We start from the raw sequence: 20,506 nt of genomic DNA on the forward strand, positions 1-20,506 counted from the left end.
AAATGGCGTTCATCCTAGCATGGTTGAAAAAACGACTGCAATAGCAATACTGAATAGCTCGGTATTGAAGGGTAAGACTTGAGCGAATGGAATTGGTTTCCTGACACTCGAAGTAGATATTGCCCTATGGCCAATGGCCGTTGAATCATGGTGCCCGGTTAAAAGCGCACGGATTGTCCGGTAAAGGGCTGCTTAAAGCTTTATAATCGCGAATTAATATGTCGTTTTTGCAGGGGTAGTGAATGTCGGAAGGATTCGAAGATATGGCAATCCAGCAGCTTCATTTGAGCTACAGCAGCCAGCAGGACCGCATGCTGCTTAAAATCAGCCTGGTGGATGCGGCAGAGCTGAATGCGTGGCTGACACGACGTATCGTGCGCGTATTGTGGGGCTTGCTGCAGGATATCGAGCTCTCGCCAGGGGAGATGCACGACACCTTGGCGGTGACGACCGAGGAGCTGCTAGAGCATTTCAACCAGGAAGTGGAAAGCTTGCCGGTGATGCAGGGCATTAATTTTTCCGGCGCATATCATGACATCAAGCAGGCAACGGCCGAGCCGCCGGTGCTGATCGCTGAATGCAGGTTGGTGCACATGGACCATACTGAATCCATGCTGGAGCTGCACAGCCAGGCAGGGGAAGTCTATAGCATTGCATTGACGGCGGAATTGAGCCATGCATTGAGCGGCATGCTGCAATTGGCAACCCAGGAGGCCGCCTGGGACCTGGGGCTGACCACAGACCGCATTGTGCTGGCAGATGAGGCTGCACAATACGTCCTGCATTGACACTGGCTCATGACAACGAGTAACGCCTCCCTGCTGCAGCGCAGCCTGGCTGCGGTGTGGCATCCCTGCACCCAGATGAAGCAGCATGAAGCATTGCCGCTGGTGCCGGTCAAGCGTGGTGAAGGCGTGTGGCTGGAGGACTTTGACGGCAAGCGCTACCTGGATGGTGTCAGTTCATGGTGGGTCAATCTATTCGGTCATAACCACCCGCATATCAAGCAGGCAATCAAGGCGCAGTTGGACCAGCTCGAGCATGTGATACTGGCCGGCTTCACCCACGAGCCTGTGGTGCGGCTTTCCGAACAGCTGTCATTGCTTACCGGACTGGGGCATAGTTTCTACGCTTCCGACGGCGCTTCGGCGACCGAGATCGCGCTCAAGATGAGCTTCCATTACTGGCGTAATCATGGCGAGACAGCCAAGACACGCTTCCTCAGCCTTCAGAACGGCTACCACGGCGAAACCCTGGGGTCGCTTTCCGTCACTGATATCGCTCTGTTCAAGGATACCTATGCACCCTTGCTGCGCGAGGAGTCTATAGCATTGCCCAGCCCGGATTGGCGTCGTGCGGAACCGGGGGAGAGTGCTGAGCAGTATGCCTTGCGTTGCGCAGGTCAAGCTGAGGCCTATATCGCCCAGCACCATGCCGGGATTGCAGCGGTGATCGTTGAGCCGCTGGTGCAGTGCGCCACCGGCATGGCAATGTATCACCCTGTTTATCTGCAACGTTTGCGTGCACTATGCGACCGTTACCAAGTGCACCTGATCGCTGACGAGATCGCCGTGGGCTTCGGCCGCACCGGCACCATGTTCGCGATCGAGCAGGCTGGCATCAAGCCGGATTTCATCTGCCTATCCAAGGGCATTACGGGCGGCTACCTGCCACTTTCCGTGGTGCAGACGACTCAGGATATCTATGCGGCTTTTTATGATGACAGCGTGACCCGCGGTTTCCTGCACTCGCACAGCTATACCGGCAATGCACTGGCGTGCAGCGCGGCGCTTGCTACCCTCGACATCTTCGCTCAGCATGATGTGCTGAACAGCAACCGTCGCAAGGCCGGTTACCTGAACCGCAGGCTTGCAGCATGGCGCGACCTGCCTATTCGCCATTTGCGCAATACAGGCATGATCTGGGCATTTGACGTCACGCCAAGCCGGCCCGGATTCCAACAACGTTTCTACCAGGCCGCGTTGCAACGGGGACTGTTATTGCGGCCAGTGGGCAATACAGTCTATTTCATGCCACCCTATATCATCAGCGAGGAAGAGATGGACTGGATGCTGGAGCAAGCCAGGGGTGCGCTGGAGGAAAGCCTATGATGAGGTTGCTTCTGGCGAGCCTGTTGCTGGGAATGAGCACGTTGCTTCATGCTGCTGCCATCCCGGAGCCGGTCAGTGAGCTGCTCAGGAAAAGCGGTATTCCCGCCGAGAATGTCGCCGTCTATGTGCAGCGCGTCGATCAATCATCGCCCTTGGTGGATCACCAAAGCGATCGTCCGATGAAGACGGCTTCGACCATGAAGCTGTTGAGCACTTATGCCGGGCTGGAGCTGCTGGGGCCGGGCTATCGCTGGCGTACTCAGGTTTACCATGATGGCAGTCTCGAAGATGGTGTCTTGCACGGCAACCTGATCATTCAGGGGCGCGGCGACCCTTATCTGCTGGCTGCCGATATGCGGATGATGCTGGAAAATTTGCGCCTGGCAGGTGTGGAGGATATTCAGGGAGATATCGTGCTCGATACCCACTACTTCGCCCGACGTTTTCACGATACCGCTGAATTCGATGGTAAGCCGCATGCGCCCTACAATGCTGTTCCTAATGCGTTTGCCGTCAATATCAAGTCTACTTCATTCCACTTCCTGGTCGAGAGAGGCAAGCTGGCCATAGAGGCCGATCCCATCCTGCCGGAAATTCACATTCATAACCAAACCAATCTGGTGCGCGGCGAGTGCGGAGACTGGAAAAGCCGCCTGAGGTTTGTCGTAGAGCCGATGGGGAACGAGGTGGCGGTGACATTCAAGGGAGATTATCCCTTGGCCTGCGGCAGTAAGACGCTGGAACTGAATGTGCTTGAAGACGGACCCTATGCCTATGGCTTGTTTCGAAGCAATTGGCTTTCGCTAGGGGGCAAGCTCCAGGGAGGGTGGCGCTATGGCGTGCTTCCTGAAGATGCAAGGTTGCTGCTCACGCACGATTCGCTGCCGCTGTCGGAAATCATCCGCACGATTAACAAGTACAGCAACAATCTCATGGTCAGGCAGCTGTTCCTGACGATGGGAGCAGAGCGAGTTTCCAGCCCGGCGATGGAGGCGGACGGTGTTCTAGCCGTCAAGGCATGGCTTGCCAGCAAGGGGCTGCACTTCCCGGAGCTGGTGCTGGAGAATGGTTCGGGGCTTTCACGCCATGAACAGATAACAGCGAGACATATGGCGGCTTTCCTGTTGGCGGCGTATGCCAGCCCCGTCATGCCGGAATATCTTTCCGCCCTGCCTATTCCCTCCGTGGATGGCACCATGGCCAATCGCCTGCGCCACAGCGAGGCCAGGGGAAGCGCGCACCTGAAAACCGGGACGATCAACGGCGTGAGCGCCTTGGCAGGCTATGTGCACGACCGCAGGGGGCGGCGCTGGGTAGCGGTGATCATGGTAAACGACCCCAAGGCCAGCAGTTCGCGTGCTGCTCAGGACGCACTTATCGACTGGATTTATCATCGGCCCTGATGCGCACAGGGTTGCATAATCTGGGTATCATACTGGCTCGCGCTGCGCGCAAGCGCCTGTTCTTGGCGAGCGCGCTGCTGTTGTAAACCTGCTATCGGAGTAATCCATGAAACCAATTGCCATGCTGGCAAGCGCGTTCGTGCTGGCCATGCTCGCCATGAGTGGCTGTTCAGCCGATACCAATAGTGACAAGGAAAAAATCGTAATGAGCGACAACATCACCGAATTACAGAAAATCGATACCCTGGTGGGGGAAGGCCGTGAAGCCGAAGCCGGCTTGAATGTGACTGTGCACTATACCGGCTGGCTGTATGACCCCAGCAAGCCTGATGGCAAGGGCACCAAGTTCGACAGTTCTGTGGACCGCCGTGAACCGTTCGTGTTCTATCTGGGCGGCGGGCAGGTGATCCGTGGCTGGGACGAAGGATTTGCGGGCATGAAGGTGGGCGGCAAGCGCACCCTCGTCATTCCGCCGGAGTATGGCTATGGTGCACGCGGCGCAGGTGGCGTGATCCCACCTAACGCCACCTTGCTGTTCGATGTGGAGCTGCTTGGAGTAAAGTAAGCGCTTGCTGATGGCATCCATGGCATGTGTCATGGATGTTGTTTGATGGATCTACGCTGGATGGAACAAAAAACGAAATGAAAGCACGTGTTAAGTGGATTGAGAATGTCTGTTTCATGGGCGAGTCCGAAACTGGGCATGCCGTCGTGTTGGATGGGGCGCCGGAGGCTGGTGGCCGCAACCTCGGCATGCGTCCGATGGAAATGCTGCTGATTGGGATGGGTGCCTGCACTTCGTTCGATGTGGTCACCATTCTCAAGAAATCACGTCAGCCCGTGACGGACTGCGTGGCTGAGATCAGCGCTGAGCGTGCCAACGACATCCCCAAGGTATTCACCAAAATCCATGTGCATTTCGTCGTGACCGGCAAAGGCCTGAATCCTGCCCAGGTGGAGCGTGCTGTCAAGTTGTCGGCGGAGAAATATTGCTCGGCTTCCATCATGCTGGGCAAGGCCGCTGAAGTTACGCACGATTTCGAGATAGCAGAGGCCGAACTTTGAACAGGCCTCATGGCATGCAGGGACTGCGCCATGTGGCCCTGTTCGTCCAGGATATCGAGGCTTGCCTGCATTTTTATGTTGATATCCTCGGCATGCAGGTCGAATGGCAGCCCGACCCCGATAACTACTATCTTACCTCGGGCAACGACAACCTTGCTTTGCACCGTGCCAGTGAGGCGATGGAGGGCAAGCAGCGCCTGGACCATATCGGGTTCATCATCAGCCGGATGGAGCTGGTGGACGAGTGGCATGCCCATCTCGTCGCCAATGGCGTCAAGATACTCATGGCGCCAAAAACTCATCGCGATGGCGCGAGAAGCTTCTATTGCGCCGACCCGGCCGGGACCCACGTACAGATCATCTACCACCCGCCGATTTCTGGCAGGCTTTAGAAAACAATACCACTAAGTAGAAATACAAAGCCCCGCATTGCGGGGCTTTGATCATTGATTGAGCAAGCGGACTTAACTCGCAGCGCTCAAATCAAGTAATCCGCACACTCAACGGCCCGGCATTCTCGATGACCCTGAATAACCGGTCAATATTGGGATGTTTTCCGGGATTGGCTTGGGCATCGGCAGCATGTTCCGCGTAGATTTCCAACCCTTCTCGTGCAGCCGCTGCGCTGATGATGCCGTATTTCTTGTAGAGGTGGTGGTATACCTTGACGGAGCCTTGGCTACCCGGTTTGTTCTCGATAATGCCGGCGGGATCACCTTTTGCGTCGAAAAGTTCGATTTTCTGGATATGGTCGCTGGACTCGAGGCCAGCCAGGATTTCGCTGAATGTCGTCATGGATGATAAGTCGTTGTTGTCATGATGGTGGAAAGAATGCGCATGCCTGCCTTGAACGGACAGAGGTCGATTGTCCTTTTTGCCACTGCCTGCTGTGCATGAACAGCAAGGTGCTCAAACTCTCTGTCAAATACAGTGATGCAATAGTCTTGCATAGCGAGCATGACAGGATGATCCCAGGCCGGCAGAGAGCGACCTGGGATTTTGCTTATTTGCGTTGCAGTATCTGCAGACCCTTCAGCAGGTTGAGCGCCTGATTGAACTGGTAGTCTGCCTTGGAGCCTGGCTCGATCGGGCCGTTTGCAGCAGGCTTGTCTTTCTGATCCTTGCTGTCAGGCTCGGTAGCAGGAGCCTCTGGCTTGGTATTCTCTGGCTCGGCTGGAGCAGGCTGGACAGTAGGCGCTTCTTCCCCTTCCTTGGGGTTGCTCAGGTGGCGGCTCAGGTCTGCTTCGCGCAGCATCGCTGCATGTTCTTGCGAGCTGACCGTGGCTTCTTCCACCACGATGTCGGGCACGATACCCTTGGCCTGGATCGAGCGTCCCTTTGGCGTGAAGTAACGCGCGGTAGTGAGCTTGATGGCCGCCCCATTGTTCATCGGCAGGATGGTTTGCACCGATCCTTTGCCGAAAGTCTGGGTGCCCATGATGATGGCACGCTTGTGATCCTGCAATGCACCCGCGACGATTTCCGAAGCGGAAGCCGAGCCGCCGTTGACCAGCACGACAATAGGCAATGTCTTCATTTCTGCAGGAAGGTCGCGCAGGTAGTCGGCGCGGGCGCCGCCGCGAACGTAATTCTCGGGATTCGCGGTCAGGCGCATCTTGGCTTCTTCGCCTCGGCCTTCTGTGTAAACCACCAGCTCACCTTTGGGCAGGAAGGCGGCAGAAACACCGACGCCTGCATTCAGCAATCCGCCAGGATTGTTGCGCAGATCGAGGATCAGCCCCTTGAAGGCTTCCTTGTTCTGTTCGCGCATGGTCTTCAGCGCCTTGGCGAGGTCTTCCCCGGTATGTTCCTGGAACTGGGTGATGCGAATATAGGCATAGCCGGGTTCAGACAGTTTGTACTTGACGCTCTGGGTCTTGATGATGGCGCGCGTGAGCACGAAAGTCAGGGGCTTGGCCTCACCTTTGCGCAGGACGGTCAGGGTGATCTTGGTATCAGGCTTGCCGCGCATGCGTTTGACAGCATCCGTGAGTGTCATGCCTTTCACTGGGGTATCGTCAAGCTTCATGATCAGGTCGCCGCTCTTGAGGCCGGCCTTGTATGCAGGCGTGTCCTCGATGGGGGCCACGACCTTCACGAAGCCGTCTTCCATGCCGACTTCAATGCCCAGTCCACCGAATTCTCCCTGGGTGCCGGCCTGCAAGTCCTTGAAGGCATCAGCATCCAGATAGGCCGAGTGAGGGTCCAGGCCGGCGAGCATGCCATTGATTGCCTCGGTGAGTAGCTTCTTGTCTTCAACGGGTTCAACATAGTCGCTCTTGATCTTGCCAAATACTTCGGCAAAGGTGCGTAAGTCGTCCAGCGGCAGCTGCGGCTTAGTCTCCTTGTCCGCAATGGCGGAGTAACTCAAGCTCAGCATGACACCAAGCAACGGGCCTGCGACGATCAAGCCGATCTTTTTAAGTTTGCGCATGTAAAACGATTCCTCAGTGGAAAACCAGAATGGTTGAATCTAACGATTGTATTAGGAAGATAGGGAGCGACGGGCCCATTTTCCGCTATTTATGTCGTCAATGCAAAACGTTGCAGAGTATCGCACAGTCATTTTTTGCTTTTCAATCATTTGAACGCTAAATTTCTATTTTTATGCCATGGAGCGAGCTTGGATGAGTATGCCCAAATTGCCAGAAGTAGAAATCGAATACTGTACGCAATGCCGTTGGTTGTTGCGAGCAGCTTGGATGGCCCAGGAACTGCTGACGACGTTTGAATCAGACATTCGGTGCGTCAGCCTAGTTCCGGGCACAGGCGGGATTTTCGAGGTCAGGTTGGATGGTGAGCTCTTATTTTCACGCAAGGAGCAGGGGCGATTTCCTGAGTCCAAGGAATTGAAACAGTTGGTGCGTGACCGTATCGATCCTGCGCGCGATCTCGGCCATAGCGATCGTAAGTAAGCGGCAGGTCGGGTCATGTGGTCACCTGTTGAGCGAGCTGACACAATATCCGACTAAAATAGTTGGAAATAACACTTCAAATGTAAATTGTTCTCATTTATGATGTTTCCTGACAGGGATTTTGTGGAAGGTTCATCAAAATGAATGCATTTAACCAATCGGAACTCGGGGCATTGTTGCTGGATCGTGAGGTCGCGCCACAAGAGATGGCACCAAATGAATTGCTCGATGTGGTGATGTCGAGGCACTTCGGCACTGACTACCAGCCTATTGTGGATGTGCAGTCCAGCGAGATGTTGGGGTACGAGGCCCGTGCCCGCTTCTGGGCTCGCGGTGGGCGACCGATTGATGCCGATAAGCTGAGAATGAGCCTACGCAAGAATCCGTTACTGCTGTTTCATTTGGAGCTTGAGCTCAAGAAGCAGCAGATTGCGGACTTCCCTGGCGAGGGCTGGCTGATGCTGGACCTCGACATGGACAGCTTCTTTGCCGGAGGCGAGGGGACTGATAACCCATTCCTGAACCTGTTCAGGGAACATGCTTGGTCCGACCGTGAAATTATCATCAATGTGGTGCAGAACCACACGATGCAAGAGACGTTGCGCACCCAGCACATGATGGATCTGTTACAACATTCCGGTACCTCGGTGGCGCTGGAGGATGCCGGGCTCTCGTGGGGGATGTTTTCCCTGAGTGCTTTTCTCGATGCGGCCATGGTGAAGTTCAGTAGCCGCGCCTTGCTGGATATGGATGGCAAGGCCGCCCAGGCCATGGTGGACTGGCTGGTGGGGGCGGCACGGAAAATTGGTGTACAAACGGTCATGACTGGCGTCGATACCTGCGCTGCCTTGGAATGGGCGCGAAAAATGCGGATTGATTGCGTCCAAGGGCGCTTGTTTTCCAAGCAAGCCATGCAAGTGCATTAGCTTCGGTATGCTGATGTGCTTTCTGCATTGCACAATGATGTTTTGCAGAAATATAAGACGACTCGCGAAGCTAATGCTCCTTGATGAATATCATGCAGCACGCCTGCTGGCTTGCGCCAGCCTTCATGAGCCTAGCCGGTCCCTCTATACCTGATACCATTTGCATCATAATCTGGCGTAACAGGCAGTAGCGTGATGGGCATTTAGCAAATGCCGCCTCCCTGAAAGTTGTGCGCAGCGAGGATCAAAGCCAACTTGCACCGCCTGAGTGTGCAAGGCGGTACCCGAAGGGTCCAGGCTGCTGCTGAACTTTCATCATCTTGACGGTCAACATCTCCCTGAGTATCCAAACTTTTCGCGGTTGTGGGCAATCTTGTTGCCTGCAGGATCAGCCGCCACACTAAAATCATGAACCCCAGTGTGATCTTCTATGCTAAAAAGCATTAAGATATGCCTGTGTCGCTTGACTGCGGTCATGGGGTTTGATATCCCTTAAAAATTTAATGATCAACACTAAGGAGCAAATAATGGCATATACATTACCCCCCCTCGATTATGCATATACGGACCTGGAACCCCATATTGATGCACAAACCATGGAAATCCATCATACCAAGCATCACCAGACTTATATCAATAATGTAAATGCTGCCCTGGAGGGCACGCCATTTGCCGACGAGCCTATCGAAGCGCTTGTGGCCAAACTCGACAGCTTGCCGGAGAATCTGCGCGGCCCGGTGCGCAACAATGGTGGTGGTCATGCCAACCATAGCCTGTTCTGGAAAGTCATGTCCCCGAATGGTGGCGGGGAACCTACTGGAGCCCTGGCAGATGCGATCAAGTCTGACATTGGCGGATTTGATACATTCAAGGAAGCCTTTACCAAGGCTGCACTGACGCGTTTCGGCAGCGGTTGGGCATGGCTGTCGGTGACGCCAGAGAAGAAGCTGATCGTTGAAAGCAGTGCCAACCAGGACAGCCCCTTGTCGCATGGCAATACGCCTATCCTGGGTCTGGATGTCTGGGAGCATGCGTACTACCTGCGCTACCAGAACCGCCGTCCGGAATATATCGGGGCATTCTTCAATGTCATCAACTGGGACGAAGTTGCACGTCGCTACCAGGAAGCTATCTCTAAATAAGGCATTGAGCTCGACATGAACTTCCCCTTCATTGTTGCTGGCCACCGGCAAAAGCTATGGGTGTGGATGATCGTCCTGGCTGTGCTGGGATTTGTCCTGCTCATGGTACAGTGGCTGGGGGATTGGGGACGGGCAGCGTGGAACATGCCCCAGGTGCATGATGCTCTGTGGGGAGGTTCCGCCGCAGCCTTGGCGACAGCGGCAGGTACACTGCCGGTGCTGTTCTGGAAGCAATTGCCCGATCGTATCATGGATACCCTGTTTGGTTTTGGAGCGGGCGTCATGCTCGCTGCCAGCGCTTTTTCCCTGATCGTGCCGGGTATCGAGTTTGCGCAGTCCCAGGGAGCTGGCGCCTGGGGTGCTGCCTCCATCGTAGGGGGCAGCATCATTATCGGCGCCGCATTGTTGCTGGCCCTGGAGCGCTGGGTGCCGCATGAACATTTCATCAAGGGAATGGAGCGCAAGAATACGCTGGCGCTGAAGCGAACCTGGCTGTTTGTATTCGCTATCGCCCTGCATAATGTACCGGAAGGTTTGGCGATTGGCGTGGGCTTTGCAGGTGGAGATGTGGTACGCGGTGGCGCACTGGCAACCGGTATCGCGATCCAGGATATCCCGGAAGGCTTTGTTGTGGCGATGGCTTTGGCCGTTGTCGGCTATTCCCGCCGAACTGCGATTTTGATTGGAATGGCGAGTGGCCTGGTTGAACCTGCAGGGGCTGTCCTCGGCGCTGCGATCGTGGGCTCTTCAGTGGCCCTGTTGCCCTGGGGGCTGGGTGTTGCTGCAGGCGCCATGTTGTTCGTCGTCAGTCATGAAATCATCCCAGAGTCTCATCGCAAGGGGCATGAAGTTTTCGCGACTAGCGGTTTGATCATTGGCTTTGTGCTGATGATGATGCTGGATACTGCCCTAGGCTAGGGCCCGCACCCGCCAGTATTTACTGGGAATTGACAATGCGGCGGGCACCATTGAAGCGCTTGGCCCAGTAGTTTTCGCTCATGTCCACAACTTGCACCCCTCCGCCGGAGCTGGGGGCATGAATGAACTTCTGGTTGCCGAGATAAATGCCTACATGAGAGAAAGCGGATCTCAATGTATTGAAAAATACCAGATCGCCAGGTTGCAGTTGTTCCTGCGGCACTGGCTGACCTAGCTGGCTGATGGCTTTTGCGCCGTGGGGCAGCGTCATGCTGGTAGATTGCTGGAAGACGTAGCGTACGAATCCGCTGCAATCGAAGCCGGTTTCTGGAGATTTTCCGCCATATGTGTATTTGATGCCGGTGAGGCTCAAGGCATGAAGAAGCACTTCATGCATGGAGTCGGTCCAGGCCTGAGTCGCATCCATCGCCTCCTGTCTAAACTGCTGCATGGCAGTGGTTTCCGTTGCCCATGTTGGAATGGGGTTCAGTAGCAGGAAGACAATAAGAGCAGTAGGTGATTTCATTGGCATTTCTGGATTTTATTCATTTATTTTCGGTCGTGTAAACCCATTCTTCAGTTTTCCTGAAACTCCAAGGCCAAGAAGACTGTCTTGCCAATAAAGGCAGCGCAAGCAGCCTGGTGTAGAATGGCTTGGTCGCCATTGGAAAGACATGCCATCAATGAACTCGAGCACATATCCTTCTATGCAGAAATCAAGGCCAGATATTGATGATGCAGAATGCGGGGCGTCATTGCGCCATTTGAGTCCTGAAGAAATGGAGCAAACGCTGAAAGATTATGCCGGTAGTTTCACGTTGAAACCAAGCGAGCGAGCGCGTTTGTTTGCAGGGTCTGTCGCCAGGCGGTTACATGGGGCAGGTAGCCACTTGAAGCGAGCGGGCAAGCGGGCGGTCAAGCATGTGGGGGCGAAAGTGGCTTATGCCGCCAGTCACAAGCTCAAGGACATGGCTGCCCGTATCGAGCAGCGCGCTGATCGCCTGGAGCAGGACAAATAATACAAAATCAGTTTTTTTGCCGGGAAGATTATGCTGCGTGAAACAATTTCAGTGATGCGTGATTTCGGGCGGGTGCGCGCCATTGCCCGCATCCTTATGCATTATGGCTGGGGAGATATCGCTGAGCGGCTGGGTAAGCGCAGCTGGTTGCGCAGGGCAGGCAATGCGCTTAATTCCGAGGCCTCGCGTGAGATCATGCAACTGCCATCCGAGGTACGCGCGCGCTTAGCATTACAGGAGCTCGGCCCGACTTTTGTCAAAATGGGCCAGGTGCTGGCGACACGTCCGGATATTTTCCCACCCAACTGGATAGCAGAGTTTTCCAAACTGCAGGACCAGGTGCCGCCTGTCCCATTTGAGGATATGTTGCCCGGCTTGCAGGAGGCGCTTGGCAAGTCTCCTTTTGAGGTTTTTCGCGATTTCGATACTACCCCTGTGGCGGGCGCTTCTATTGCCCAGGTTTACCAGGCAAAGCTTCAGGATGGTACGCCGGTGATCCTGAAAGTGCGCCGGCCTGGCATCCGGGAGAATATTGATGCCGACCTGCGATTGTTGCACCACCTTGCACGCTTGATCGAGGCTGAGGTGGAGGAAGCCCGGCGCTTCAACCCCACCGAGATCGTGGACCAGTTTTCCAAATCCTTGAAGCGTGAGCTCGACCTAGCATTGGAAGGACGGAATACCGAGCGGTTTGCACGCAACTTCCTCAATGACCCCAATACCCGTTTTGCCAAGATTTACTGGGAATACACCAGTGAAAGCGTGCTAGTGATGGAAAAGATTGATGGCATCCCGGGCAACAGCTTGGAGGAAGCGCGCCAAGCTGGAATGAACCTGCCATTGCTGGCGGCACGTGGTGCGGATGCGGTCATGAAGATGGTCCTGATCGACGGGTTCTTTCATGCAGATCCTCATCCGGGCAACATCTTCTTTTTGCCGGAAAACAAGATTGCCGTGATCGACTGCGGGATGGTGGGGCGCATCAGTCTGGATCGCAGGAATGAAATTGCCGATTTGCTCGCTGCCCTGGTATCGCGCGATATAGAGACCTTGCGAGATATTCTGATCGCCTGGGCCGGGAACGTGGTGGTGGATGAGGACAAGTTGGGGGCAGATGTCGATGAATTCATTTGCACTTATGACAATGCGCCGCTCAAGCACATCAGCTTCGGTACCTTATTGAATGACCTCACTACCATCATGCGGGAAAACCACCTCTCGGTGCCGCCTGACCTAACCATGCTTTTCAAGGCATTAGTCACACTGGAAGGCCTTGGTCGGCAGCTTGATCCTGATTTCCAGATCGTCAGCCATCTCACGCCATTCGTGAAGAAGGTCATCATTGAGCGCTACATGCCCGGAACCCTCTGGCGCAAAGGGGCGCGCGGCGTCGGCAAGGCGCTTGGCGCCGTAGGCGACTTGCCGGGAGATGTGTCTCAGGTGCTGAAGGAAGCAGGGCGTGGCAGGCTGAAACTCAATTTGGACTTGAAGCGCCTAGATCATTTCGGCCACCAGCTTGATCATAGTACCAATCGTCTTGCCATGGCGTTGATTACCGCCTCGTTGATCGTTGGCTCGTCGATCGTCATGACGGTGCGCGGTGGGCCGGAATTGTTTGGTTTGCCCGCATTTGGTTTCCTTGGGTTTTTTCTCGCTTTCGTCATTGGCATCATGCTGATGATCTCTATTTGGCGTTCAGGCAGAGATTGACCCAGGGTATTACCAGCATAGTGCCAACAGCATGACAACGTAGATGTTCGCACCATTTTGGTGCAAATGTAGGAATTTATCCATGGTGTTTTTTATAACACTATGAATGTAAATGGATATTTTTCTGGCATGACCCTTGCGAGAGTTAGTGCATGGATACCGCCAAGACTAAGCCTTTTGATGAGATGTTCCTGCAGGATGAGGTTATCCGGCCAATTTATGCCGAATATGCCGCCTGGCTGCAGGATGTACCGCACCAGCAGTTGGAGAGCAAGCGCCAGGAGGCGGAGCTGCTGTTCCGCCGTGTGGGAATTACCTTCAACGTCTATGGGGAGGATGCCGGCGCAGAACGGTTGATTCCGTTCGATGTCGTGCCGCGCATTCTTTCTGCTAGCGAGTGGGCGCGTTTGTCCGACGGGGCAATCCAGCGCGTCAAAGCGCTGAACATGTTCCTCCATGATGTCTATCACGATCAGGAGATCATCAAGGCGGGGATTGTCCCGTCCAGCATATTGGCGAATGCGCAATACCGCCCTGAAATGTTTGGCGTGGATGTGCCTGGGGGGGTGTATGCCCATATCGCCGGCGTGGATCTGGTCCGCACCGGAGAGAACGATTTCTACGTGCTGGAAGACAACTTGCGCACCCCTTCCGGGGTTTCCTACATGCTGGAAAACCGCAAGATGATGATGCGCCTGTTTCCCGAATTGTTCCGCCGTTACCCAGTAGCGCCGGTCGAGCACTATCCGCAGGTTCTGCTCAACAACCTGCGTGCCGTAGCGCAGGCCGGCGTTCATGAGCCGACGGTGGTGCTGCTCACGCCAGGGGCCTATAACAGCGCCTATTTCGAGCATGCCTTCATTGCCCAGCAAATGGGCATCGAATTGGTAGAGGGCCAGGATTTGTTCGTCCGCAACAATGCTGTCTATATGCGGACCACCGAAGGCCCCAAACGCGTAGACGTGATCTACCGCCGCATCGATGATGACTTCATCGACCCGCTGAGTTTCCGGCCCGACAGTATGCTGGGCGTACCGGGACTGCTCTCGGTCTACCGCAATGGCGGCGTTACGCTGGCGAATGCGGTGGGCACCGGGGTGGCGGACGACAAGGACACTTACATCTATGTGCCCGAGATGATCCGGTTCTATCTTGGCGAGGAACCCATCCTGTCGAATGTGCCGACCTACCAGCTGAGCAAGGCGGATGACCTCAAATATGTGCTGGACAACTTGGCAGAGCTGGTGGTGAAGGAGGTTCAGGGATCGGGCGGCTACGGCATGCTGGTCGGGCCAGCCGCCAGCAAACAGGAGCTGGAGGATTTCCGCCAGCGTATTTTAGCCAACCCGGCCAACTACATTGCCCAACCGACGCTAGCATTGTCTACCTGCCCGACCCTGGTGGAAACCGGCATTGCGCCAAGGCATGTCGATCTGCGGCCATTCGTGCTCTCGGGCAAAACCGTCAGCCTGGTGCCGGGTGCGCTATGCCGTGTCGCCTTGCGTGAAGGCTCCTTGGTGGTGAACTCCTCACAAGGGGGTGGCACCAAGGACACCTGGATTTTGAAAGATTAATGCCATGCTAAGTAGAACCGCAGATCATTTGTACTGGATGGCACGCTACATTGAGCGCGCCGAGAACATGGCGCGCGTGCTGGACGTCACTTACAACATGTCGCTGGTGCCGAATGCCTCGCAGAGCGAGACGACGCTCTGGGAGCCTGCGTTGCAGATTGCCGGCGGAGTGGACAGCTACCGCCAAGAATACGGTGAAGTGACAGCCGGGGGCGTGGTGCGCTTCCTGGCGATGGATACGAAAAATCCATCCAGCATCTATTCGACCTTACGCAGCGCGCGTGAAAATGCGCGTTCCGTGCGCGTCACCTTGTCGGCGGAAACTTGGGAAAACATCAATGCGCTATGGCTGGAGTTTAGCCAGTTTGTCGGCATGGACCTGATGCAGAAAGGGCTGGGCGAATTCTGCGACTGGGTGAAGTCGCGTTCCCATCTGTTTCGCGGCGTCAGCTTCGGCACCATGCTACGTGACGACGCGTTCCGCTTCCTGCGATTGGGGACATTTATCGAGCGGGCGGACAATACCGCACGCCTGCTTGATGTCAAATACCATTTGCTGTTGCCCAGCGGCGAGGAAGTGGGCGGTGCAGTGGATTATTATGAATGGAGTGCGATATTGCGCGCAGTCTCCGCTTTCCATGCCTACCAGAAGGTGTTCAACGACGCGATCGAGCCATGGAAGGTAGCGGAGTTACTGGTGCTGCGAGAAGACATGCCGCGTTCACTGCATGCATGTTTTTCCGAGATCACGCCCATCCTTGATCAGCTCAATGGACGTCACAGCAGCGAGTGCAGGCGCCTTGCCGGCGAGTTGCATGCCAGGCTGCGCTACGGGCGCATGACCGATATTTTTCAGGGAGGACTGCACGAATTCCTCACTGACTTCATTACCTCCAACAACAATCTCGGCGCCGAGATCCAGCGCACCTTCCTGAATGCGCCGATCAACGGCCTCGCCGCAGAAACTGAATGAACGGAGCCCTGCCATGCAGTTCACGATCAATCACCGCACGCATTATCTCTACACCGATGTCGTCAATTACACCATCCAGAAACTGCGCCTGACGCCGCAGGATGGGTTCGGGCAGCGGGTGAAGCGCTGGGAGATCCGTGTCAATGGCCACTTGCAGCGGCATGACGATGCCTATGGCAATGCCGAGCATCTGCTGGTGCTGGATACGCCGCATGAGGAGATCAATATCCTTGCGACGGGCGAGGTGGAAACCGGGCTGGATACCCCACCTGCGCATGATCTCCTGCCGCGCGAGATTTACCTGCGCACCACTGCCTTAACTGCTACGGATGCGACCCTGCGCAACTTTGCCGAGCAGTTCCGCTACGATCGTTTTACTGGCCAGATACTGGACGAAATGATGCATGCGATCGTGGATAAAGTGCCGTATTACAGGGGTGTCACGAATGTGAATACGCCTGCTGCGGAAGCATTTCGGAGTGGTCACGGGGTCTGCCAGGATCACGCGCATATTTTCATTGCCTGCTGCCGCTACCTGGGGATTCCCGCACGTTATGTCAGCGGATACCTGTTCACTGACGACGGTAGCCTGATGGAAAGCCATGCCTGGGCGGATGCATGTCTGCCCTCTGGCTGGATCAGCTTCGACGTATCCAACCGGTGCAGGACCAATGGTGTACATGTGCGCCTGGCAACCGGCCTGGATTACAGCGATGCCTGCCCGGTGAGCGGCATGCGCGTTGGAGGAGGGCTGGAGACGATGACGGTGGGGGTGCATGTCAGCCAACTCCAATCCCAACAATGATCGCGATGTAGAAAAAGCGTCTGGCGGCGTTGATCCACTTGCCGTACTTTAGTGTACTGTCTGCGTAGATGCGCCTTGCCAGCCACTTTTTCTGTATCGCTTAGGGGGATTTGTCCACCAGGTTTTTTTAAGGTTTCTGGTTTAGATAGCCGAAAGTATTACAAGGAAAACGCATGAATTCATTGCAGTTTCCCCGTCACGGGGACAAGGAGAACTCGGCATTTTTCGAGGAGTACCTGGTCAAGTTGCTGGAAGAGCGCGATGCGATGGGCCTGACCGCGATGGTGCACGAGATTGACGCGCTCATGATCACGGTCGATCCTGGACATTCGGTCAAGTATGTTGCCGAGCTATGCTTCATGACCTCATATCACTACCTGGTGACGCTGGAGAGCGAGTCGCACTGGACGCATGTGCTGCGCATCGACCTCGATTCGCCTGACCTGTTGGTGCGGGAGGTGAAAGACCCCAACCTGCGCGGCATTTTCCGCAGTCTCAACGAAATCTACCCGGTGGGCGCGCGCAAGCCCAACAGCCGTTACATGGGCGAGATTATTCGTGTGAACAACCTGCATGACGTGGTCAAGCTGCAGCAGGAGCGCGAATTCCGCTTCTTCACTCAGGACGAAGTGCGCAAGCTGGAATTGCCGGGCAACCTCGCCGTGAGCAAGCCTTCACCTTACACGCACAATATCGTGGCTTACCTGGAGCGCAAGCCGGACGAAATGCGGGTGTACTCCCTAGGGGTGAGCCGTGTCGATGCGGAATTGCAGATGGCTTATGAGGCGGCCAAGCGCTTGCAGGAGAAACTCAATTTCGCTGACCTGCTATTGCCTATTGATCACCTGGCCACCCGGGTCTACAGCCAGAACCGCGAGGTGGCGATTCTGGAATATCTGTCATGGTCGAGCTACTACTTCTGGGGCGCCTACAATATCTTCGACCAGAACTCATCGACCAATGTCACCAAGAGCGCGCACGGCCTGCCGGAGTCCAAGAGCCCGGCCAAGGTATTCACGGCCAACAATACGCCTTATTTCGTCAACCACCTGGAAAAGCTGCCATCGCCTACTGAAACCTTTGTGCGCAATTACGGCCCGCGCCTGCACCATATTGCCGTCGCGGTGCGGGATGGTGAGCGCGATGGCCTCGAGCATATCGAGTTCGCCGTGAATGCAATCGCCTCGCAAGGGAAGGGCTTCCTGCTCGACGTCATTGGTTCAAGAGAAGAAGGCCTGAAGCAGATCTTCTCCAATGCTTCCGAGCATTCATCGCTGATTGTGGAATATGTGCAGCGCTTTGGCGATTTCCAGGGGTTCTTCACCAAGGAGAATGTGGCGGTGCTCACCGAAGCGGCAGGGCGCGAAGAGGGCGTCAAATCCGGGGCTTCGCTGGGCTAACGCCAGCAGCAGGGCTTAATCGCCGCCTACGCCCAGTTTCTTGGCCACGGACAAGGTCAGCAATGAGGCGACAAACAAAGCGCCCAGGGTCATGAAGCTCTTGTGGATGAAGTCAGAGTCCTGGACCCAGTCCCAGATCATGGCGACGCCGAGCAACAGGCTGGCGAGTATGCACAGGATGCAGATGGTGAAGCAGATGTTGCGGATGGTGTTGATGCGCATGACAATGTCTCCTGAACCTATTATTTTTGCTTGTATCATGTTGATGCGCTTGGGCAATTCGGCGCTATCCCTTGCGTGATTATGGTATATTGCGCATCCTTTTGCCATTCGCTTTATTCCTACAAGCCATGACCCAAAGCCGTCGCCATCTTGAATTGCTCGCTCCGGCCAGGAATGCTGATTATGGCATTGCCGCGATCAACCATGGGGCCGATGCCGTCTATATCGGCGGTCCTGCGTTCGGCGCACGCGCCAAGGCGGAAAACTCGGTGCAGGATATCGCACGTCTGGTAACGCATGCACACCGCTACCATGCCGAAGTGTTCGTGGCATTCAATACCATTTTCCATGATTACGAGCTCGAGGCTGCGCGGCAGACCGCTTGGCAATTATACGATGCGGGCGTGGACGCGCTGATCGTGCAGGACATGGGCCTGCTGCAGATGGACATCCCGCCGATCCAGCTCCATGCGAGCACGCAGACCGACATCCGCACCGTGGAAAAGGCAGTGTTCCTCGACCAAGTCGGCTTCACCCAGATCGTGCTGGCACGCGAGATGGACCTCAATACCATCCGCAAGGTGGCGGATGCGACCAAGTGTAACCTGGAGTTCTTCATTCACGGTGCGTTGTGCGTGGCCTTCAGCGGTCAGTGCTACATCAGCCATGCACACACCGGACGCAGCGCCAACCGCGGCGAATGCTCGCAGGAGTGCCGCCTGCCTTACACGCTGGAAGATAGCCAGGGCCGCATCCTTGCCAAGGATAAGCACTTACTCTCGATGAAGGATAACGACCAAAGCGCGAACCTGCGTGCACTGGCAGAGGCGGGCGTGAGTGCTTTCAAGATCGAGGGGCGCTACAAGGACATTGCCTACGTCAAGAACGCCACGGCCTACTACCGCCAGTTGCTGGATGACATCCTCGAAGAAAACCCGCATTACCGCCGCGCTTCCTCGGGTCGTGCGGTATTTAGTTTCGTGCCGCAGCCTGAAAAAACCTTCAACCGCAGCACCACCGAATATTTCCTGCATGGCCGGGGCGAGGATGTCGGCGCATTCGATACGCCTAAGTTCGCCGGCGAGGAAATCGGCCGCGTCACCAAGGTCGGGCCGGATTATTTTGAAGTGGACACTACGCTGGAATTGCATAATGGCGACGGCGTCTGCTTTTTCGATGTGCACAAGGAGCTGACCGGCATGCGCATCAACACCGTGCAGGGCAAGCGTCTCTACCCGAACGAAATGCCCGTCGACATCCGCCGCAACATGATGGTCTATCGCAACCGTGACCATGCCTTCCTGCGGTTGCTGGAAAAGGACTCTGCCCAGCGCAGGATAGCGGTGGCGATGACGCTGCACGAAACGGCGGACGGTTTCGCGCTCAGCATGCAGGACGAAGACGGTTTCATGGCCTATGTGCAAACCAGCGCGGAAAAGCAGCCGGCCGAACAGGCGGAAAAAGCGCAAGCCAATATCCGCGACAACCTTGCCAAGCTCGGCAATACCGAGTTTTCCGTGAGTGAGATTGCGCTGGATCTCAAGGCGGCATGGTTTATCCCCACTTCCGTCGTCAACCAGCTCCGGCGCGAAGTGGTGGCCCAGCTGCAGGCCACGCGCCTGCTCGGTTACGAGCGTCCCAAGCCTGGCAAGCCTGCCGAGCCGCCCGCCCAATACCCGCAGGATACCCTGAGCTACCTCGCTAATGTCTATAACAAGAAAGCGCGCGAGTTCTATGAGCGACATGGCGTCAAGGCGATTGCCGCTGCCTACGAGGCCAATGAGGAACTGGGCGAAGTGCCGGTGATGATCACCAAGCACTGCCTGCGCTACAGTTTCGCCATGTGCCCTAAGGAAGCCAAAGGCGTGATCGGCGTACAGGGCACGATTACCGCCGAACCCATGACGCTCGTCAGCGGCAAGGACAGGATCAGCCTCAAGTTCGACTGCAAGCGCTGTGAAATGCACGTAATGGGCAAGGTGCGCAAGAATGTGCTGCAAATGCCACAGCCGCAGCCGGTGCAGTTTTTTGCGAAGCGGCCAGGGTTATAGTTTCTTATAGTTTTGCTCAGTTGCCTTATGCGCAATCCTGTCACAGTGAAATCACAGGTCTCCGTGACGGCAATCACTGCCAATCAGAATGACCCATGACTTGGCATGGCGGCGGCGCATTGCTGCACCCTCTGTCGACAGCATGGTATGAGGGATTCGCTGCCGCCGTGCTGCTGCAGTCAATCCAGAGGTTATGTCCCATGCATGTACACCACCAGGTGGTCAGGATGTCTGGCTGGACATGCTTGTCTGGCAATCTGCGCGTGCAATGA

21 protein-coding genes are annotated in these 20,506 nt (G+C 55.7%); 17 read left to right on the top strand and 4 right to left on the bottom strand.

The window, feature by feature from the left end; genetic code table 11:
• Positions 1–242: 242 nt before the first annotated feature.
• From MFLA_RS01935 to MFLA_RS01960, 6 genes are all read left to right on the top strand, one after another.
• Complete coding sequence (locus MFLA_RS01935; protein WP_011478744.1) at positions 243–788, top strand: hypothetical protein; 546 nt, start codon at positions 243–245, stop codon at positions 786–788.
• Positions 789–797: 9 nt separating this feature from the next.
• Positions 798–2,111, top strand: a complete 1,314-nt coding sequence (locus tag MFLA_RS01940) for an adenosylmethionine--8-amino-7-oxononanoate transaminase (RefSeq protein WP_011478745.1) — start codon at positions 798–800, stop codon at positions 2,109–2,111.
• Complete coding sequence (gene dacB / locus MFLA_RS01945) at positions 2,108–3,514, top strand: D-alanyl-D-alanine carboxypeptidase/D-alanyl-D-alanine endopeptidase (protein WP_011478746.1); 1,407 nt, start codon at positions 2,108–2,110, stop codon at positions 3,512–3,514. Before MFLA_RS01940 ends, dacB begins: the two co-directional genes overlap by 4 nt.
• A gap of 106 nt (positions 3,515–3,620) precedes the next feature.
• Entirely contained in the window at positions 3,621–4,079 is a 459-nt protein-coding gene (locus MFLA_RS01950; RefSeq protein ID WP_011478747.1) for an FKBP-type peptidyl-prolyl cis-trans isomerase, read from the top strand.
• Positions 4,080–4,156: 77 nt separating this feature from the next.
• Positions 4,157–4,579 (top strand): OsmC family protein, encoded by a 423-nt coding sequence (locus tag MFLA_RS01955; protein ID WP_048811810.1) that lies wholly within the window; start codon positions 4,157–4,159, stop codon positions 4,577–4,579.
• 14 nt (positions 4,580–4,593) lie between these two features.
• Positions 4,594–4,971, top strand: coding sequence for a VOC family protein (locus tag MFLA_RS01960; protein WP_011478749.1), 378 nt, complete (start codon positions 4,594–4,596; stop codon positions 4,969–4,971).
• A 91-nt stretch (positions 4,972–5,062) separates the two neighbouring features.
• On the opposite strand, the gene MFLA_RS01965 is transcribed toward MFLA_RS01960, so the two are convergent.
• Together MFLA_RS01965 and MFLA_RS01970 are read right to left on the bottom strand one after the other, a co-directional pair.
• Positions 5,063–5,374: a DUF2322 family protein gene (locus MFLA_RS01965; RefSeq protein WP_011478750.1), complete on the bottom strand. Its 312-nt coding sequence runs from the start codon at positions 5,372–5,374 to the stop codon at positions 5,063–5,065.
• Between the two features lie 208 nt (positions 5,375–5,582).
• Positions 5,583–7,013, bottom strand: coding sequence for a S41 family peptidase (locus MFLA_RS01970; RefSeq protein WP_011478751.1), 1,431 nt, complete (start codon positions 7,011–7,013; stop codon positions 5,583–5,585).
• Between the two features lie 193 nt (positions 7,014–7,206).
• Between MFLA_RS01970 and MFLA_RS01975 the strand changes: the two genes are divergently transcribed.
• The 4 genes from MFLA_RS01975 to MFLA_RS01990 all read left to right on the top strand — a co-directional run bounded on the left by MFLA_RS01975 (position 7,207) and on the right by MFLA_RS01990 (position 10,480).
• Positions 7,207–7,494, top strand: coding sequence for a SelT/SelW/SelH family protein (locus tag MFLA_RS01975; RefSeq protein WP_011478752.1), 288 nt, complete (start codon positions 7,207–7,209; stop codon positions 7,492–7,494).
• A 140-nt stretch (positions 7,495–7,634) separates the two neighbouring features.
• Positions 7,635–8,420 (top strand): EAL domain-containing protein, encoded by a 786-nt coding sequence (locus MFLA_RS01980; protein ID WP_011478753.1) that lies wholly within the window; start codon positions 7,635–7,637, stop codon positions 8,418–8,420.
• 527 nt (positions 8,421–8,947) lie between these two features.
• Positions 8,948–9,562, top strand: a complete 615-nt coding sequence (locus MFLA_RS01985) for a superoxide dismutase (RefSeq protein WP_011478754.1) — start codon at positions 8,948–8,950, stop codon at positions 9,560–9,562.
• 15 nt (positions 9,563–9,577) lie between these two features.
• Positions 9,578–10,480 carry a ZIP family metal transporter gene (locus MFLA_RS01990; RefSeq protein ID WP_011478755.1) on the top strand — a complete coding sequence of 301 codons (903 nt, stop codon included), beginning with the start codon at positions 9,578–9,580 and terminating at the stop codon, positions 10,478–10,480.
• 19 nt (positions 10,481–10,499) lie between these two features.
• On the opposite strand, the gene MFLA_RS01995 is transcribed toward MFLA_RS01990, so the two are convergent.
• On the bottom strand, positions 10,500–11,012 hold the full coding sequence (locus MFLA_RS01995) for a C40 family peptidase (protein WP_011478756.1): 513 nt from the start codon (positions 11,010–11,012) through the stop codon (positions 10,500–10,502).
• Positions 11,013–11,244: 232 nt separating this feature from the next.
• On the opposite strand from MFLA_RS01995, the gene MFLA_RS02000 reads away from it, so the two are divergent.
• The 6 genes from MFLA_RS02000 to MFLA_RS02025 all read left to right on the top strand — a co-directional run bounded on the left by MFLA_RS02000 (position 11,245) and on the right by MFLA_RS02025 (position 17,961).
• Positions 11,245–11,499, top strand: coding sequence for a hypothetical protein (locus tag MFLA_RS02000; RefSeq protein ID WP_195742048.1), 255 nt, complete (start codon positions 11,245–11,247; stop codon positions 11,497–11,499).
• A gap of 30 nt (positions 11,500–11,529) precedes the next feature.
• Positions 11,530–13,209 (top strand): ABC1 kinase family protein, encoded by a 1,680-nt coding sequence (locus MFLA_RS02005; RefSeq protein ID WP_011478758.1) that lies wholly within the window; start codon positions 11,530–11,532, stop codon positions 13,207–13,209.
• 152 nt (positions 13,210–13,361) lie between these two features.
• Positions 13,362–14,783: a circularly permuted type 2 ATP-grasp protein gene (locus tag MFLA_RS02010; RefSeq protein WP_011478759.1), complete on the top strand. Its 1,422-nt coding sequence runs from the start codon at positions 13,362–13,364 to the stop codon at positions 14,781–14,783.
• 4 nt (positions 14,784–14,787) lie between these two features.
• Positions 14,788–15,756 (top strand): alpha-E domain-containing protein, encoded by a 969-nt coding sequence (locus MFLA_RS02015; protein WP_011478760.1) that lies wholly within the window; start codon positions 14,788–14,790, stop codon positions 15,754–15,756.
• Positions 15,757–15,769: 13 nt separating this feature from the next.
• The gene (locus MFLA_RS02020) at positions 15,770–16,561 is read left to right on the top strand and encodes a transglutaminase family protein (RefSeq protein ID WP_011478761.1); all 792 of its coding nucleotides are present in this window, start codon (positions 15,770–15,772) and stop codon (positions 16,559–16,561) included.
• Between the two features lie 173 nt (positions 16,562–16,734).
• Positions 16,735–17,961 (top strand): hypothetical protein, encoded by a 1,227-nt coding sequence (locus MFLA_RS02025; RefSeq protein WP_011478762.1) that lies wholly within the window; start codon positions 16,735–16,737, stop codon positions 17,959–17,961.
• A gap of 15 nt (positions 17,962–17,976) precedes the next feature.
• On the opposite strand, the gene MFLA_RS02030 is transcribed toward MFLA_RS02025, so the two are convergent.
• Complete coding sequence (locus tag MFLA_RS02030) at positions 17,977–18,183, bottom strand: hypothetical protein (protein WP_048811498.1); 207 nt, start codon at positions 18,181–18,183, stop codon at positions 17,977–17,979.
• Between the two features lie 128 nt (positions 18,184–18,311).
• Between MFLA_RS02030 and MFLA_RS02035 the strand changes: the two genes are divergently transcribed.
• Positions 18,312–20,234 (top strand): peptidase U32 family protein, encoded by a 1,923-nt coding sequence (locus MFLA_RS02035; protein WP_011478764.1) that lies wholly within the window; start codon positions 18,312–18,314, stop codon positions 20,232–20,234.
• Positions 20,235–20,506: the final 272 nt, after the last annotated feature.

Source organism: Methylobacillus flagellatus KT (assembly GCF_000013705.1).
Taxonomy (GTDB): Bacteria; Pseudomonadota; Gammaproteobacteria; order Burkholderiales; family Methylophilaceae; genus Methylobacillus; species Methylobacillus flagellatus.

What these genes read in the sequence shown, in the direction of transcription:
- MFLA_RS01995 (WP_011478756.1), bottom strand. Translation starts at nt 11,012, where the DNA reads ATGCCAATGAAATCACCTACTGCTCTTATTGTCTTCCTGCTACTGAAC.
- MFLA_RS01940 (WP_011478745.1), top strand. Translation starts at nt 798, where the DNA reads ATGACAACGAGTAACGCCTCCCTGCTGCAGCGCAGCCTGGCTGCGGTG.
- MFLA_RS01960 (WP_011478749.1), top strand. Translation starts at nt 4,594, where the DNA reads ATGCAGGGACTGCGCCATGTGGCCCTGTTCGTCCAGGATATCGAGGCT.
- MFLA_RS02005 (WP_011478758.1), top strand. Translation starts at nt 11,530, where the DNA reads ATGCTGCGTGAAACAATTTCAGTGATGCGTGATTTCGGGCGGGTGCGC.
- MFLA_RS02025 (WP_011478762.1), top strand. Translation starts at nt 16,735, where the DNA reads ATGAATTCATTGCAGTTTCCCCGTCACGGGGACAAGGAGAACTCGGCA.
- MFLA_RS01950 (WP_011478747.1), top strand. Translation starts at nt 3,621, where the DNA reads ATGAAACCAATTGCCATGCTGGCAAGCGCGTTCGTGCTGGCCATGCTC.
- MFLA_RS01955 (WP_048811810.1), top strand. Translation starts at nt 4,157, where the DNA reads ATGAAAGCACGTGTTAAGTGGATTGAGAATGTCTGTTTCATGGGCGAG.
- MFLA_RS01970 (WP_011478751.1), bottom strand. Translation starts at nt 7,013, where the DNA reads ATGCGCAAACTTAAAAAGATCGGCTTGATCGTCGCAGGCCCGTTGCTT.
- MFLA_RS01965 (WP_011478750.1), bottom strand. Translation starts at nt 5,374, where the DNA reads ATGACGACATTCAGCGAAATCCTGGCTGGCCTCGAGTCCAGCGACCAT.
- MFLA_RS02030 (WP_048811498.1), bottom strand. Translation starts at nt 18,183, where the DNA reads ATGCGCATCAACACCATCCGCAACATCTGCTTCACCATCTGCATCCTG.
- MFLA_RS02015 (WP_011478760.1), top strand. Translation starts at nt 14,788, where the DNA reads ATGCTAAGTAGAACCGCAGATCATTTGTACTGGATGGCACGCTACATT.
- MFLA_RS02035 (WP_011478764.1), top strand. Translation starts at nt 18,312, where the DNA reads ATGACCCAAAGCCGTCGCCATCTTGAATTGCTCGCTCCGGCCAGGAAT.
- MFLA_RS01935 (WP_011478744.1), top strand. Translation starts at nt 243, where the DNA reads ATGTCGGAAGGATTCGAAGATATGGCAATCCAGCAGCTTCATTTGAGC.
- dacB (WP_011478746.1), top strand. Translation starts at nt 2,108, where the DNA reads ATGATGAGGTTGCTTCTGGCGAGCCTGTTGCTGGGAATGAGCACGTTG.
- MFLA_RS02010 (WP_011478759.1), top strand. Translation starts at nt 13,362, where the DNA reads ATGGATACCGCCAAGACTAAGCCTTTTGATGAGATGTTCCTGCAGGAT.
- MFLA_RS01980 (WP_011478753.1), top strand. Translation starts at nt 7,635, where the DNA reads ATGAATGCATTTAACCAATCGGAACTCGGGGCATTGTTGCTGGATCGT.
- MFLA_RS01975 (WP_011478752.1), top strand. Translation starts at nt 7,207, where the DNA reads ATGAGTATGCCCAAATTGCCAGAAGTAGAAATCGAATACTGTACGCAA.
- MFLA_RS01990 (WP_011478755.1), top strand. Translation starts at nt 9,578, where the DNA reads ATGAACTTCCCCTTCATTGTTGCTGGCCACCGGCAAAAGCTATGGGTG.
- MFLA_RS02020 (WP_011478761.1), top strand. Translation starts at nt 15,770, where the DNA reads ATGCAGTTCACGATCAATCACCGCACGCATTATCTCTACACCGATGTC.
- MFLA_RS01985 (WP_011478754.1), top strand. Translation starts at nt 8,948, where the DNA reads ATGGCATATACATTACCCCCCCTCGATTATGCATATACGGACCTGGAA.